Source organism: Flagellimonas iocasae, assembly GCF_042682725.1.
Lineage (GTDB): Bacteria > Bacteroidota > Bacteroidia > Flavobacteriales > Flavobacteriaceae > Flagellimonas > Flagellimonas iocasae.
The window spans coordinates 1,111,270-1,123,942 of record NZ_JBHUHU010000003.1; the positions used below are offsets into that span (position 1 = coordinate 1,111,270).

General features: G+C 40.5%; 17 protein-coding genes. 8 read left to right on the top strand and 9 right to left on the bottom strand.

The annotated features are described in order from the left end of the window. Positions 1 to 26: 26 nt before the first annotated feature. Both ACFSJE_RS12175 and ACFSJE_RS12180 read right to left on the bottom strand, forming a co-directional pair. Positions 27 to 521 (bottom strand): Dps family protein, encoded by a 495-nt coding sequence (locus tag ACFSJE_RS12175; protein WP_379831244.1) that lies wholly within the window; start codon positions 519 to 521, stop codon positions 27 to 29. A 132-nt stretch (positions 522 to 653) separates the two neighbouring features. Further along, positions 654 to 878: a hypothetical protein gene (locus ACFSJE_RS12180; protein ID WP_379831245.1), complete on the bottom strand. Its 225-nt coding sequence runs from the start codon at positions 876 to 878 to the stop codon at positions 654 to 656. A gap of 141 nt (positions 879 to 1,019) precedes the next feature. On the opposite strand from ACFSJE_RS12180, the gene ACFSJE_RS12185 reads away from it, so the two are divergent. Continuing rightward, complete coding sequence (locus ACFSJE_RS12185) at positions 1,020 to 1,490, top strand: hypothetical protein (RefSeq protein WP_379831246.1); 471 nt, start codon at positions 1,020 to 1,022, stop codon at positions 1,488 to 1,490. Here ACFSJE_RS12185 and ACFSJE_RS12190 read toward each other — a convergent pair. After that, positions 1,468 to 1,599 carry a hypothetical protein gene (locus ACFSJE_RS12190; RefSeq protein ID WP_379831247.1) on the bottom strand — a complete coding sequence of 44 codons (132 nt, stop codon included), beginning with the start codon at positions 1,597 to 1,599 and terminating at the stop codon, positions 1,468 to 1,470. The two genes, ACFSJE_RS12185 and ACFSJE_RS12190, sit on opposite strands and share 23 nt — an antisense overlap. Positions 1,600 to 1,824: 225 nt before the next feature. Between ACFSJE_RS12190 and ACFSJE_RS12195 the strand changes: the two genes are divergently transcribed. Beyond that, on the top strand, positions 1,825 to 1,980 hold the full coding sequence (locus ACFSJE_RS12195) for a hypothetical protein (RefSeq protein WP_379831248.1): 156 nt from the start codon (positions 1,825 to 1,827) through the stop codon (positions 1,978 to 1,980). Positions 1,981 to 2,480: 500 nt separating this feature from the next. Further along, positions 2,481 to 2,735, top strand: coding sequence for a hypothetical protein (locus ACFSJE_RS12200; RefSeq protein ID WP_379831249.1), 255 nt, complete (start codon positions 2,481 to 2,483; stop codon positions 2,733 to 2,735). Here the strand turns inward: ACFSJE_RS12200 and ACFSJE_RS12205 are convergent. Beyond that, the gene (locus ACFSJE_RS12205; protein ID WP_379831250.1) at positions 2,729 to 2,935 is read right to left on the bottom strand and encodes a hypothetical protein; all 207 of its coding nucleotides are present in this window, start codon (positions 2,933 to 2,935) and stop codon (positions 2,729 to 2,731) included. The two genes, ACFSJE_RS12200 and ACFSJE_RS12205, sit on opposite strands and share 7 nt — an antisense overlap. A gap of 80 nt (positions 2,936 to 3,015) precedes the next feature. Here ACFSJE_RS12205 and ACFSJE_RS12210 point away from each other — a divergent pair, with 80 nt between their 5' ends. After that, a complete protein-coding gene (locus ACFSJE_RS12210) occupies positions 3,016 to 3,951 on the top strand; it encodes an IS1595 family transposase (RefSeq protein ID WP_379831251.1) in 936 nt (311 codons plus the stop codon). A gap of 147 nt (positions 3,952 to 4,098) precedes the next feature. Here ACFSJE_RS12210 and ACFSJE_RS12215 read toward each other — a convergent pair whose 3' ends face one another. Beyond that, positions 4,099 to 4,827 (bottom strand): DUF3800 domain-containing protein, encoded by a 729-nt coding sequence (locus ACFSJE_RS12215; protein WP_379831252.1) that lies wholly within the window; start codon positions 4,825 to 4,827, stop codon positions 4,099 to 4,101. Positions 4,828 to 4,849: 22 nt separating this feature from the next. Here ACFSJE_RS12215 and ACFSJE_RS12220 point away from each other — a divergent pair, with 22 nt between their 5' ends. The 4 genes from ACFSJE_RS12220 to ACFSJE_RS12235 all read left to right on the top strand — a co-directional run bounded on the left by ACFSJE_RS12220 (position 4,850) and on the right by ACFSJE_RS12235 (position 6,759). Beyond that, on the top strand, positions 4,850 to 4,981 hold the full coding sequence (locus tag ACFSJE_RS12220) for a hypothetical protein (protein ID WP_379831253.1): 132 nt from the start codon (positions 4,850 to 4,852) through the stop codon (positions 4,979 to 4,981). 363 nt (positions 4,982 to 5,344) lie between these two features. Beyond that, complete coding sequence (locus ACFSJE_RS12225; protein WP_379831254.1) at positions 5,345 to 5,677, top strand: single-stranded DNA-binding protein; 333 nt, start codon at positions 5,345 to 5,347, stop codon at positions 5,675 to 5,677. 130 nt (positions 5,678 to 5,807) lie between these two features. Further along, complete coding sequence (locus ACFSJE_RS12230; RefSeq protein ID WP_379831255.1) at positions 5,808 to 6,230, top strand: hypothetical protein; 423 nt, start codon at positions 5,808 to 5,810, stop codon at positions 6,228 to 6,230. Positions 6,231 to 6,324: 94 nt separating this feature from the next. Continuing rightward, positions 6,325 to 6,759 (top strand): hypothetical protein, encoded by a 435-nt coding sequence (locus ACFSJE_RS12235; protein WP_379831256.1) that lies wholly within the window; start codon positions 6,325 to 6,327, stop codon positions 6,757 to 6,759. Positions 6,760 to 6,819: 60 nt separating this feature from the next. On the opposite strand, the gene ACFSJE_RS12240 is transcribed toward ACFSJE_RS12235, so the two are convergent. The 4 genes from ACFSJE_RS12240 to ACFSJE_RS12255 form a co-directional block, all read right to left on the bottom strand. Further along, a complete protein-coding gene (locus ACFSJE_RS12240; RefSeq protein WP_379831257.1) occupies positions 6,820 to 8,373 on the bottom strand; it encodes a M20/M25/M40 family metallo-hydrolase in 1,554 nt (517 codons plus the stop codon). A 339-nt stretch (positions 8,374 to 8,712) separates the two neighbouring features. Continuing rightward, on the bottom strand, positions 8,713 to 9,552 hold the full coding sequence (locus tag ACFSJE_RS12245; RefSeq protein ID WP_379831258.1) for a phosphatase PAP2 family protein: 840 nt from the start codon (positions 9,550 to 9,552) through the stop codon (positions 8,713 to 8,715). Positions 9,553 to 9,581: 29 nt separating this feature from the next. Beyond that, complete coding sequence (locus ACFSJE_RS12250) at positions 9,582 to 10,484, bottom strand: histone deacetylase family protein (protein ID WP_379831259.1); 903 nt, start codon at positions 10,482 to 10,484, stop codon at positions 9,582 to 9,584. Positions 10,485 to 10,495: 11 nt separating this feature from the next. Continuing rightward, positions 10,496 to 12,619 carry a Tex family protein gene (locus tag ACFSJE_RS12255; protein ID WP_379831260.1) on the bottom strand — a complete coding sequence of 708 codons (2,124 nt, stop codon included), beginning with the start codon at positions 12,617 to 12,619 and terminating at the stop codon, positions 10,496 to 10,498. Positions 12,620 to 12,673: the final 54 nt, after the last annotated feature.

Sequence of the window (12,673 nt, forward strand, 5' to 3'; positions counted from 1 at the left end):
AATAAATCTGTTTTTTGGATCTTATCCTATTTAAGGTAGGAAGTGAACATCCAATGTCTTTTCTCCAATTCCGTGATGAAATCGGTCAACATTTTTTCGGTAGCAACGTCGCCTGTTTCCAGTGCGGCATTTACACCATCCAACATGCTGTCGTGGATAATTTCAAAATCCCTGAGTACTTCCCGTACCATTTCCAAGGCAGAAATATCTTTTTCCTGCTCTTTGATTTTGGCAAGTTCCAAGGTTCGTTTTAGCGAAAAATTGCTTTTCACGCCAAATACCCTTATGCGTTCCGCCACAATATCAATGTTTTCCTTAACGGTGTTATATTCGTTTTCAAACTCTTCGTGAAGCTCAAAAAAATCAGGACCTTCTATGTTCCAGTGGAAGTTTCTGAGCTTATTATAGAAAACTTGATAATTGGCCAATAGGGTGTTCAGGGTCACCACAATTTCTGCAGTTTCCAAATAGGTAAATCCAATTTTCTTAAAAGTCTTATTATTTGCTTTTACAGCTTCCATCATTGTTATTTTTTGTTCAATCCTAAAATACCTATACTATACGGGAAGGATTGATTCGTTTGATCAGAATATTGATGCAATACATTTTTGGAGCGGATTTGGGCTCAAATCGGAGAGATTTCGCGAAAAAATTCAGTCTGCATCCACATTTTGAACGATGAAGGTGTCTTTTAAGGAAAGGTACATGTCCGAAGAGATATCGGTGACATATTCTTTAGTACAATGGAATACCTTTTGGGGCTCTTTATTTTTAGGGTCGTGTTCTTGGATATAAATGATGTCTTCAATATCATACATTCGTTTTCCAAGACTGAACCGTTTTATGACGATGTATTTGTGGATGCTTCGGATGGACATAGTAGGGGATTGATTCTAACTAGTTGGACACCAAAATGGCCCATTGGTCACTTTTGAGAGGGGTGTTTTGTCGTCTTAAAGGCACCTATATACAATATGGGACAAACCAAGAATATTTGATTTAAAATGAATACATTTAGAATGGTGAAGAAAGAAGATCAAATAAAGCACGAAAAGTGGACTGCCCACAGAGCTAATGCCAAGGAAAGGAAATTTTATGCTACCAGAAGAATAGATCTACTTATTATTTCGATTTCAGGAGCTGGAATCTACATTATATTTGAGACACTGAGGGAGTTCAAGACTGGAAAGGTTCAAATCGATGACACAGGGCTACTAATATGGTCGGGCATATCTTTTTTATTTGCAATTACTCTTAATTTTATATCTCAATTTTCAGGCTATTCAGCCAACAAATATGAAGATTTATATAGCTCTCTTGAAATTAAGAAAATTGAGGGAGAGAGCATAGATATAGAAAAGCAAAACGAATACGACTGTAAATCAAAAATCTACAACAAGATTACATACATCCTTAATATCGTTTCTATGCTTTTCATGTTTGCAGGAATGTTTATCTTGGCAACATTCAATCTCTATCTTTTGGCCTAGTATCCGTTCCCGCACCGCGTTTTTTGTGCTTGCCGCCTTGAATATGTGTTTTTCCGTCTTTTTTGTTCCCTTTGTTCTTCTTTGAAGAGTCTTTATCTTTTTTAGCCATCCTAAAAATTTTGATTTGATTAGAACACGATGGGGGATTGATGCAATTTAATAAAATGAATTAACAGAATACAAAATAATACAAAACACAAAATAGAGTTTCGGTCAACATACTTTTTATGTTGATAAATCATTGATAACTCCCTGATCTTTAATTAGTCAGAGGAGTTTTCTTATTATAGCTTTGAGGAAACCTTAAATGATAACACTACTAAAACCAGAATCTATGAGTAAAGACCCACAAATTAAAACGCTGCGCCTGAAGCCAGATGTAATTGATAAAGTGAATAGATTGGCTGAAGAGGACAACAGAACTTTTTCCAATATGGTAGAGACCATATTGCTAAAATATAAACCTAATGGATTTGAATCTATGACGTGAAAATAACAAAGGGATGTATTGGTAGTACATCCCTTTTGTTTGGGGTACGGAAAGTCCGTATCCGAGAATTGTTCAATTTAATACTTTTTCAGTATGAGACGTTCGACCAGAACTTCAACTAAAACTGTACGTGTTAGAGTCAAGACCCCTAGAGGCACCAAAAGTGTCCCTGTGAAGGTCAGGACAAAGACCACTACCATTACTTGGTAGTAGCAGTCCGCTAAGCAATTGAACAATAGTATTTTGCTTAGTCCAATAAAAACGCAAATGGGGGCGAAGCCGGTCCCATTAGCCGTAAAAAGGGTTCATTTACCCTGCCTAGCTGAGGCTTAGTATGTTTCAACCCTTTGATTGTTTTTCCGCCAGTGTTAGCCCACTGGCGTTTTTTATTATAAGAACTTGAACCAAAAGTATGCCATAATAATGACATATCCCAATTATATTATCAACAATAAGCGCATATGTGTTAAAAAATATTACATTTATGCACTTGTTTAAGAATGAACCAACGAACCAAGGAATTTATAGTTGCCGTCCAAAACCATGATACCATATATGGTGAAACCTCTATAACCGCTTTTGTGGAAGGAATGAAGGCGATAGAACAGGGTTTTTATACAAGGCAAACTTTGGCAGATAAGCTAGAAAGGGGAAACTTTACCTATTTTGTGAACAAAAGCGGAGTGGTCTATGAAATTTATAGGTACAAGAATCCGAACTATAAACCACAGGGAAAATCGGATGATGATCAATAATGTTTGACCTTGTAAATTTTATAAGACTCTAAAACAATTGGGTTTTCTTCTTTTCTTACCAATGTCCAATAACTGGGAAATTCCTTGCCGTCCATGAACTCGACAACCTTTTTAAGGTTCCCGAACGTACCTAACGGTACACCATCCTCAATGAGAATATAGTATTTCTTGTCCTTTTGCTGTTCCTTGTATGTAGCCATGGGTCAAAAATACAAAATAATTCGATAATATTTGTATATATCAATATATTCGAGTATATTTGTATATATAATTAAAACAGATGGATTTCAAGTCACTCATTCAGCTTTTAGATTACTTCAAGGACGAACAAACGTGCATAGAATATTATGAGCGTTTGCGTTGGGGCAATGAGCCTGCTTGTCCCCATTGTGGCTGCACCAATCCATATAAGACAAACAGGGGTTGGAAATGTCGTGACAAGGAATGCCACAAGAAGTTTACCGTTAAGGTTGGAACCATCTTTGAGAACTCTAAAATATCCTTCCGTATTTGGTTCGCTGCCATCTATTTGGCCACGACCAGTAAAAAGGGGATAAGCAGCGTGCAATTGGCTACACAGTTGAACATCACCCAAAAAACGGCTTGGTTTGTCCTTCACCGGATTAGGGAAATGCTAAAGAGCAAATCCCCTGATATGCTCGGAGAGGGCAAAATGGTAGAGGCTGACGAAGCCTATATCGGTGGGAAGGAGCAGAACAAGCACCACATCAAAAGACGCTCTGACAAGGATTTGAACCTTACTAATGAGGGGAAGCCCTATAAATCCAAAAAAGTGATCGTAGGGCTTATCGAGCGCAACGGCAAAGTAATTTTAAAGTACGTGCCAAGGGCAGATGCCAAGAATATGGTATCGTTCATCAAAAAGCACGTGCCCGAAGGTTCGACTGTTTATAGCGATCAATCGTCCGTGTACAAGAAACTCCACAAGACCTATACACATGGTAGCGTCAACCATGCACTTAGCGTATATGTCGATGGTGATGTACACACGAACACTATCGAGAACTTTTGGAGCATCCTAAAGAGAGGTATCTATGGTATCTACCATCAAGTGAGCGATAAGCACGTAAGCCGTTATTTGGATGAATTTGCAGCTAGGTTCAACACTAGGGAACTTACACCACAGGAAAGGTTTGACGGGTTTTTGGAAGATGCGGAGAGCGTTCTCGGATATAATACCTTAATTGGGAAATAATCCTAAAATATGGAATATATCCATAAAATTAGGAAATATTCCAATTATTATGTATATTTGCATAAGCGTTACACAATACCGAAAACCCACACTCATGTATGGGAAACCCTTAAAAATGGGTAGCGAAAGCGGTAGGGTTGTGAACGCTTAATTTTTTAGCATAAAGTTCCAAACCGTAAACCGTCTTTGTCCCCATCTTGTGTTATGTCCTAGGTTTCGAACTCCAGCCTTCTCTGCAATATAATTACAAAGCTCTATTTTACATGGGCTTGATTTAGCTAATAAGGTATATCCATTCTTAACATAACCTATGGCTCCCAGTATTATATCAAGAACCTGAATAACTTCGGAATTATGTGAATGTAAAGGTTCAATCGCCGAAAAAGGAGCGCCATATGGAATTATTTTTTTTCTAAACCCTGAATTTAAAATATCAAGAAATTCCTTTAGACTATATTTTGAATGCCTGTAATCAGGATGTACAACAAATGTGGTATCTTCTTTTTCTTTGAAATATTCCCTTGCAAACAACATGTATAATTGATAATAAAACTTATAGAAACCAACCTCTTTACTACCGTCATTGTATTTTTTATGGTTCATTTGATGGTTGTCAAATATTATTGACCTAAGATGAAGAACGTCGGTATCACAAAGGGCAAAGAAATAATCCACGAAGGTCTTGTAATGTTCAAGTTTATTATTGGAAACCTTAGACCATTTTAATTCTGAGTTCATATTGGTTATATCTCTATAGGCCTGCATGGTTTTATTAAATTCATCAATTTGGGATTGATGCATTATAACTCCTGCAAGCACCATGTACCTGTCTTTTGATTGCCTACTTTCATCACTATAAATTCGATATACAGACATAATAATTTACTAACTTTGAAATATGTCAGAAAAGAAAGACAAATTACCTAAAAAGAAAGAACGTGCCAAAGAGTACGAAAAGAAGCTGAAGATCAACGGAACGTTGGAAGATGTGCTGAAGGTATCCGTTGATAAGAAGAAGGGCGACAACTGACCAATGTTAGCTTGAATTGGAGAAGTGTCGCAACGCTCATTCAAATGCGGTAGTCCCTTCGTAGGGCGCGTAGGTCGCCCCGTTGCTCTGGTTGCCTGAATCAGTGGGCATCTAACCACAAAGGGAGGTTCCGCCAAAAAAAATTACTCCACGGTAAATCCCAAGAAAATCATTTTATCCTGTCCCATATTGTATATAGGTGCCGTCTTAAAGGCACCTATATCTGATTCTAATCATTTACATCCGTTTACAAACGAAAACAAATGATTTCATACCGATTTCTGCATTTTGATGGCTCTAAGTTTGCCCTGTCGAATTCTAAGTTCGATATTATCAATTGTTTAACGCTTAAATCTTATTCGTATGAACTCACTTAAAAACAAAGTACAGTTGATTGGAAACTTGGGTAATGACCCAGAAATGATCACTATGGAAAATGGCAGTAAACTCGCTAAATTTTCAATTGCAACCAATGAAACCTACAAAAATGCAGAAGGTGAAAAGGTAACCGACACCCAATGGCACAATGTGGTGGCATGGGGCAAATTGGCCGAAATAGCCGAAAACTACTTGGCCAAGGGCAAGGAGGTGATGATCGAAGGTAAATTAATGACACGTTCCTATGAAACCAAAGAAGGAGATAAACGGTACATCACTGAAGTTAAGTGCAACGAAATGTTGATGTTAGGGAAATAGAATCCAATGCGGATTATCGGAAAAGGGGGCAATTTGTCCCCTTTCTTTTTGGGTGTCACATTTTCACAATAATTTAAATAGAAACTGAGTAACTATTGGGGTGGTTGTTCGTCAAATGAAGTGAGATGTTATGAAAACTACAAAAGCCCTATTATTCATCTATATTCTTGGCTTTGGGTCTCTCTCCCTAGCGCAAGAAAGTCAATCTACTGATCAAGAGCTTCAATTTTATGAAAGACTTGCGCAGCGGGATGCTGCGTATGAACAAGAACTCCATTTTGCCAATGAGCAGGACGAACGGGACTATTGGAGCGACCAAAAGAATTTCGAAGACATGTTACTGTTGAAGAATCCCAAAGCCTATCAGGCGTATATCAGCAGTAAAGGGTCGTCATATATTGAGCATATCCAAATTTGTCAACATGCAATTGGACATGGTGATTTCTATAAAAGGGAAGTTGCCCTCTTCTTGCTGGAAACTTCTGCAAAACCGTTGAATGAGTTGTCACTTTCACAAACCAACCCGAGGAAAGCGTCCGAAAAGTTCAGATAGAATTTTAACCTAGGTAGGGTATTTATCTTCTCAGTTGTTATAAAACCGAAAAACCTCAGCTTTCGTAAATAAGTTAAACTGTAAAACTTGTACTATGAAACAGTTGGGTTTTTTAATTCCACTTCTGATTTTTTGCTTCAGCGATAACACCTTCGCCCAGCATGACCAAGATGGTTCCGGCGAGGAAAAAAGAATTTTTTTTGGTGAACTTGCCCAGCGTGATGCCGTCCACGAACAGTCCCTGATTAGCTACAATAAAGAAGATGAATTGGATTTTTGGCGAGATCAAGAACGTTATGAAAAAGACCTTCAAGAACATCATCATGTTGCCTATAATGCCTATATGGAAGGAAAAAAGGAAGCTTATCTAGATCATGCCAAGTTATGCGGGGATAAATGCACCCATAGTGACAGCTATTTTGAACGTGCCTATTTTTACTACAGCTATGAGCAACCCGATATAAAAAACACTGTAAGCACCATAATGGGTGTTCAAATTCCTAGTATTGGAGATAATATTTTCCAATGAAACATTAAATTGATTGCTGCAAAAAACGCTCCTTTAGGAGCGTTTTTTAGTTAAGTGCCTTTAATCCAATCCGCCTCTTCGTTGTGGGGAACGCGGAGTGGGCCATTCCTGAAGTTCTCCCGTTCTTCCATCAATAGGCAATATGGCCTTTTCACGCGAGGTTTTTTCTGGATACTCACTTGCCATATACGCAAGAATGGCGGTAAGGATAACGTTGTTCCTAACATCATCAAAAATGATTTTATCATAGGTGTCCCGATTGGTATGCCAAGTATAATTCCAGTACGACCAGTTTAAAGAACTCAGGCTAAAAGCGGGTGCTCCGGCTGCTTGAAAAGACGCATAGTCTGAGCCTCCTCTAGCAGGGGTGCCTGGAAATGTGGTCTCTATTTCATTGGTGATTTCTCTAGGGACCGAATTCAACCATTTTCCCAAATAATCATAGGAGTTTAAAAATCCTCCACCCGAAATACGAACAACCCGTCCTGTGCCATTGTCTTGATTGAAAACCGCTTGAACACCTTCAACAATATCTGGATGATCTTCAACAAACGCCCTAGACCCATTGAGTCCCTGTTCCTCACTGCCCCAATGTCCTACCAAGATGGTTCGTTTTGGGTTGGGATAGGCTTTTTTCAGAATGCGCATGGCTTCCATCATCACCAAGGTGCCCGTTCCGTTGTCCGTTGCACCGGTTCCGCCATCCCAAGAATCAAAATGGGCTGATAGAATCACATATTCGTCTGGCTTCTCGGAACCTTTAATTTCCGCAATGGTATTGAACGTAGGAACCACGCCCAAATCCTTCGATTCAGCAACAATATGGATTTGTGGTTTTTGACCGGATTCCACCAATCGATAAAGCATTCCATAATCCTCAAGTTCCAAATCTACCGTGGGAATAGTTTTTGTATTGGCACTAAAAATCTTGTTCACGCCAAATCCTTGAGACCAATAGGAAGCAACAATACCGACAGCTCCAGCTTCTTCCAAAGCGCTGGCCAACGACCTGGAAGAGTGACCCATATTTCTCATGTTTTGTTCCCAAGCTTCGGATTGCTCATCCCGTTCTTCTTTCATTTTCTCAAAAGACGCTTTGGTGGCAAATTCTTCCCAATTGTAATCTGGTCTTCCGGTTGGTTGCGGCATGGAAACCATCACCAATTTACCTTTTACGGAAGGTAGCCATCGAAGAAAAGCCATGGAATCGGATACAGTAGGCAAAACCACCAACTCGGCAGTGGTTCCTTTTTTTGGGGTTGCTGGGCTCCATGCCAATTGGGTGCCTTGTAGACTTTGAACCCTTGGGTACACCATATCTATATGGGAAATTCCACGTTCCCAGCCTTTCCATTCACCCCATTTTTCGTTTTTGGCAGCGATACCCCAGCTGGTGTATTTTTCAACCGCCCATTCATGGGCTTTTTCCATTTGGGGTGTGCCCACAAGTCTTGGTCCTATGCCGTCCATAAGTTCGTGGGCCAGGGGCTTAAGTTGCGAATTATCGTTGGATTCTTGAAGAATTGCTTGAATGACCGGGTCATTTTCTTGAGCCAGTACTGCAAGACTGGAAAATAGAAATACGAGTAGTGCTAAGGAGGTTTTTTGAATCATGGTTAATTTAGTTTGCTATAAAAATAGGACAAATTGGCAACCACGCAGGCCAAAAGGGGTTAAGAGCTTGTGAAAATTGAAATTAAATGGGTATTTAGGTTAGGCCACCTTCTTTAAAAGGTCAAAGCAAGGACATTTTGAGCATCGTTTGCTTTCCTTTTTTTTGTATTTCTCACAGCATTTGGATTTTAAATTGCCATGGGATGACAATTGTTTCAGCAATGCCTTTTTGAGTTTCTTTTTTTCCTTCTTTTTTCCCATTATCAATAAAGATGGACAAAAGTAACTATTTTAAATTAATCTAAATAAGAAAATTATCAACATTGAGATTCAGTCATTCTAAAACTGAAGTGACACGCCCAAGGTGTTTGGACCAAAAGAGAGGTTCCAGCTTACGTTTTTGGATTGATTATTATATTTTTCATTGTATTTGGAGTCCAAATACTTATCGATGGATTCCACGATAAAAATGCTCAAAACCGTACTGAAAGCCACATCAGAGACCCAATGAAAATCATCCACAACCCGAACCAGTCCAGGAATCATACCTACGGTATAAATGCCCGCCTTAACCCATGGACTCCTAAATTGTTTGGCAATCGCGTAGGCATTACTGAAGGCCAACATGGCATGGCCAGATGGGAATGAATCAAAATTATAGACGCGGTTGAGGTGAAATGGGTCGTAAACATCAGAGTTTTTACCACTTTTAGGTCGAGCCCTTCCAATGATACGTTTACTTACTTGCTGGAGAAACCCTCCAGCGGTAGCCGATGAAATGAGGAGCACACCGGTACGCCTCAGTTTTTCATTTTTGGTGAAAAGCCCGGCAAGGTAAACACCGCCCGTGAGCATGTAATTGTTCTCTGGACTTCCGTACTCGTGTCCGTAATCAATCACAAAATCTGGGATATCTTCCCGAAATCCATTTTTCCAATCATTTAGCTCATCATCAACCGTAAAAAGAAGCAAAGTTCCACCCGCCAAATACCCAAAGTTGGCCCAATCATCACCTTTCCAATGAAAAGGTCGGGAATAGGCATGGCCCACGCCACCAAAAATGTTACCCACATCATAGGTGAAGTCGTTCCAAAGCGTTTTCTCTTTTTCAGATTGAAGTTCTTGTGCGGTCAGCGGCAGTGCCACCAATAGGATAATGAAGTATTTCAGTGATTTCATGGAGGTTGAAAACTAAATAGTCGGTAAAATTAAGCATAAATATCCTGCGCTAGCCGAAATGTGTTGGCATGGGCTTCAACAATGATTTTGATATCCGGAGAGTACCCACCACCCATACTACATTGAACCGGGATTTTTGCATCATGACAGGATTGTAGAACATAACGGTCACGCTCCCTACAGCCTTCCAAGGTCATCGCCAATGTTCCCAATTTGTCCGATGCAAGCACATCCACACCACAGAGGTAAAAAACAAAATCAGGTTGTACTTTTTCCAACAATTCTGGAAGGGTCTTCTTTAAGATGTAAAGGTATTCCTGGTCTGTGGTTCCTTTCTCCAAAGGAATGTCAAGGTCCGAAGTTTCCTTTTTAAAGGGATAATTGCTTTTTCCATGCATGGAAAATGTAAAAACAGAACGGTCAGTCTTAAATATTTCAGCGGTTCCATTTCCTTGGTGCACGTCCAAATCAACAATTAAAATGTTGTTTATCAATTCTTTACCTTGAAGGTAACGGGCACCAATAGCTTGGTCGTTCAACATACAAAAAGCTTCCCCTCTGTTGGAGTAAGCGTGATGTGTTCCGCCGGCAATGTTCATGGCAATGCCATTTTTCAATGCAAATTCGCACCCTTTGATGGTCCCATCCGCAATAATTCGCTCCCGTTGCACCAATTCCTCGCTTAAGGGAAATCCAATTTTTCGAGCAGCACTTGGTGTGAGCTCAAGATTCACCAGTTCATGGTAATAGTTGGCATCATGAGCCTCCAAAATATGGGAATCATCAGGAAAGTCTGGCTGGAAAAAATTCGAGGCCGCGCATGTTCCTTCATGAAGCAGTTGTTGGGGAAGCAAATCATACTTCATCATGGGGAACCGATGCCCATCAGGCAAATGATGTTTGTAAATGGGGTGGTACGCTATTTTGAGCATTTTGGTGTCCCTTATTTATGCAAGGCCAACTGTATCCGTTTTCGTTTGATGTCAACATCAAGAACTTTTACGACCACCTGCTGATGGAGACTGACATGTTCATTGACATCTTTTACAAAAGTATCGGATAGGTTCGAAATATGGATAAGGCCACTTTCTTTGATGCCAACATCGACAAAACAACCAAAATTGGTAATGTTATTGACGATGCCTGGCAATAATTGACCTTGGTGAAGGTCGGTAATCTCCTTTATGTTTTGATTGAAGGTGAACACCTTCGCTTTCTCCCTGCGGTCCAAACCTGGTTTTTCCAGTTCGCCTAAAATATCTTTTAGTGTAGGAATTCCAATAGTGTCCGTGCAATAGGATTTTAGGTCAATGCGCTGCAAAACGGATTTGTTCCCAACAATCTCCGTTAATGGAACACCTTGGTCTTTCACCATCTTTTTTACGATGGCATAACTTTCTGGGTGCACAGCAGAGTCATCCAAGGGATTCTCACCATCTTTTATGCGCAAAAATCCTGCGCTTTGTTCAAAAGCTTTTCCACCAAGTCGAGGCACTTTTTTAATCTGCTCCCTGCTTCCAAAAGCTCCATTTTCATTTCGGTATGTGACGATATTCTCGGCCAATTTTGGTCCAATTCCAGATACATAACTAAGCAATGGCACACTGGCGGTATTGATGTTCACCCCAACGGAGTTTACGCAACTTTCCACCACGGTATCCAAGGAGGATTTTAATTGGGTCTGGTCCACATCATGCTGATATTGCCCCACGCCGATGGATTTAGCGTCAATTTTCACCAATTCTGCCAAAGGGTCGGCCAAACGCCTACCAATGGAGACTGCCCCACGAACCGTGACATCATAATTGGGAAATTCATCGCGTGCAATTTTGGAGGCCGAATAAATGGAGGCCCCCGCTTCGCTAACCACAAAAACTTCAATGGGATTTTTAAATTGGATGCGTTTCACCAGTTGCTCTGTTTCCCGGGATGCTGTTCCGTTGCCAATGGCAATCGCTTCAATTTTATAGGCATCCACCAAAGAACTTATTTTTTTGATAGCTCCCGAGCTGTCGTTTTGAGGTGGATGGGGATAGATGGTTTCGTTGTGCTTTAGATCGCCTTGCTCATCCAAACAGACCACTTTGCAGCCTGTTCTGAACCCTGGGTCGATGGCCAAAATGCGTTTTTCGCCCAAGGGTGCTCCGAGGAGCAACTGTTTTAGGTTTTTGGAGAACACCTGAATGGCCGCGGTATCCGCTTTTTCCTTCGCACTTTTTAGCAGCTCGTTCGAAAGGGAGGGCAATAAGAGTCGTTTGTAAGCATCTGCGATGGCCATTTCAATTTGTTCGGCGCACGCATTGTTGGATTTGATGACACGTCTTTCAATCGCTTCAAGGGCACGGTCATCATCAATCTCGATTTTAACTCGAATGAATCCTTCTTTTTCGGCACGCATGATGGCCAAAAATCGGTGTGAAGGGCATCGGCTCAACGGTTCGTTCCAATCGAAATAATCCCGAAATTTCTGGGCTTTTTCATCGTCTTTCTGAGTCTTGACCACTTTGGTGACTATAAGGGCATGTCGCTCTAACTGATTACGAAGCTGATTCCGGATATCGGTGCGTTCATTGATCCATTCGGAAATGATATGCCGAGCTCCTTCGAGGGCATCATCTTCATTAATGACTTCTTTGTTGAGGTATTTGGAGGCAATGAACTCAATTTCATCACTTCGTTGTGCCATAATGATTTTGGCCAGTGGCTCCAGACCATTCTTTCGGGCTGTTTCTGCTTTGGTCTTTTTGCTTTTTTTGAAGGGAAGATAAAGATCTTCCAACGTGGTTAGGTCGGTGCAGTTTAGAAACTTGGCCTTCAGTTCTGGTGTGAGGGCGTCCTGTTCCTCCACCGCTTTGATGATGGCAGCCTTTCTTTTTTCGAGCGCCTCAAACTGCTCTTTATACTTTACGATTTCACCAATCTGAACCTCATCCAAATTGCCAGTGCGTTCTTTTCGGTATCGGGAAATAAAGGGTATGGTGCAATCTTCGTTTAAGAGTGCTACCGTATTTTCAACACTTTTTTCAGAAAGTTGTGTATGGCTTAGGATGTAGGGGACGAGTTGCATTTTTGTAAATATGACAGTTGCACCACACTAACGGATTAACCGAAAACGAGGTAA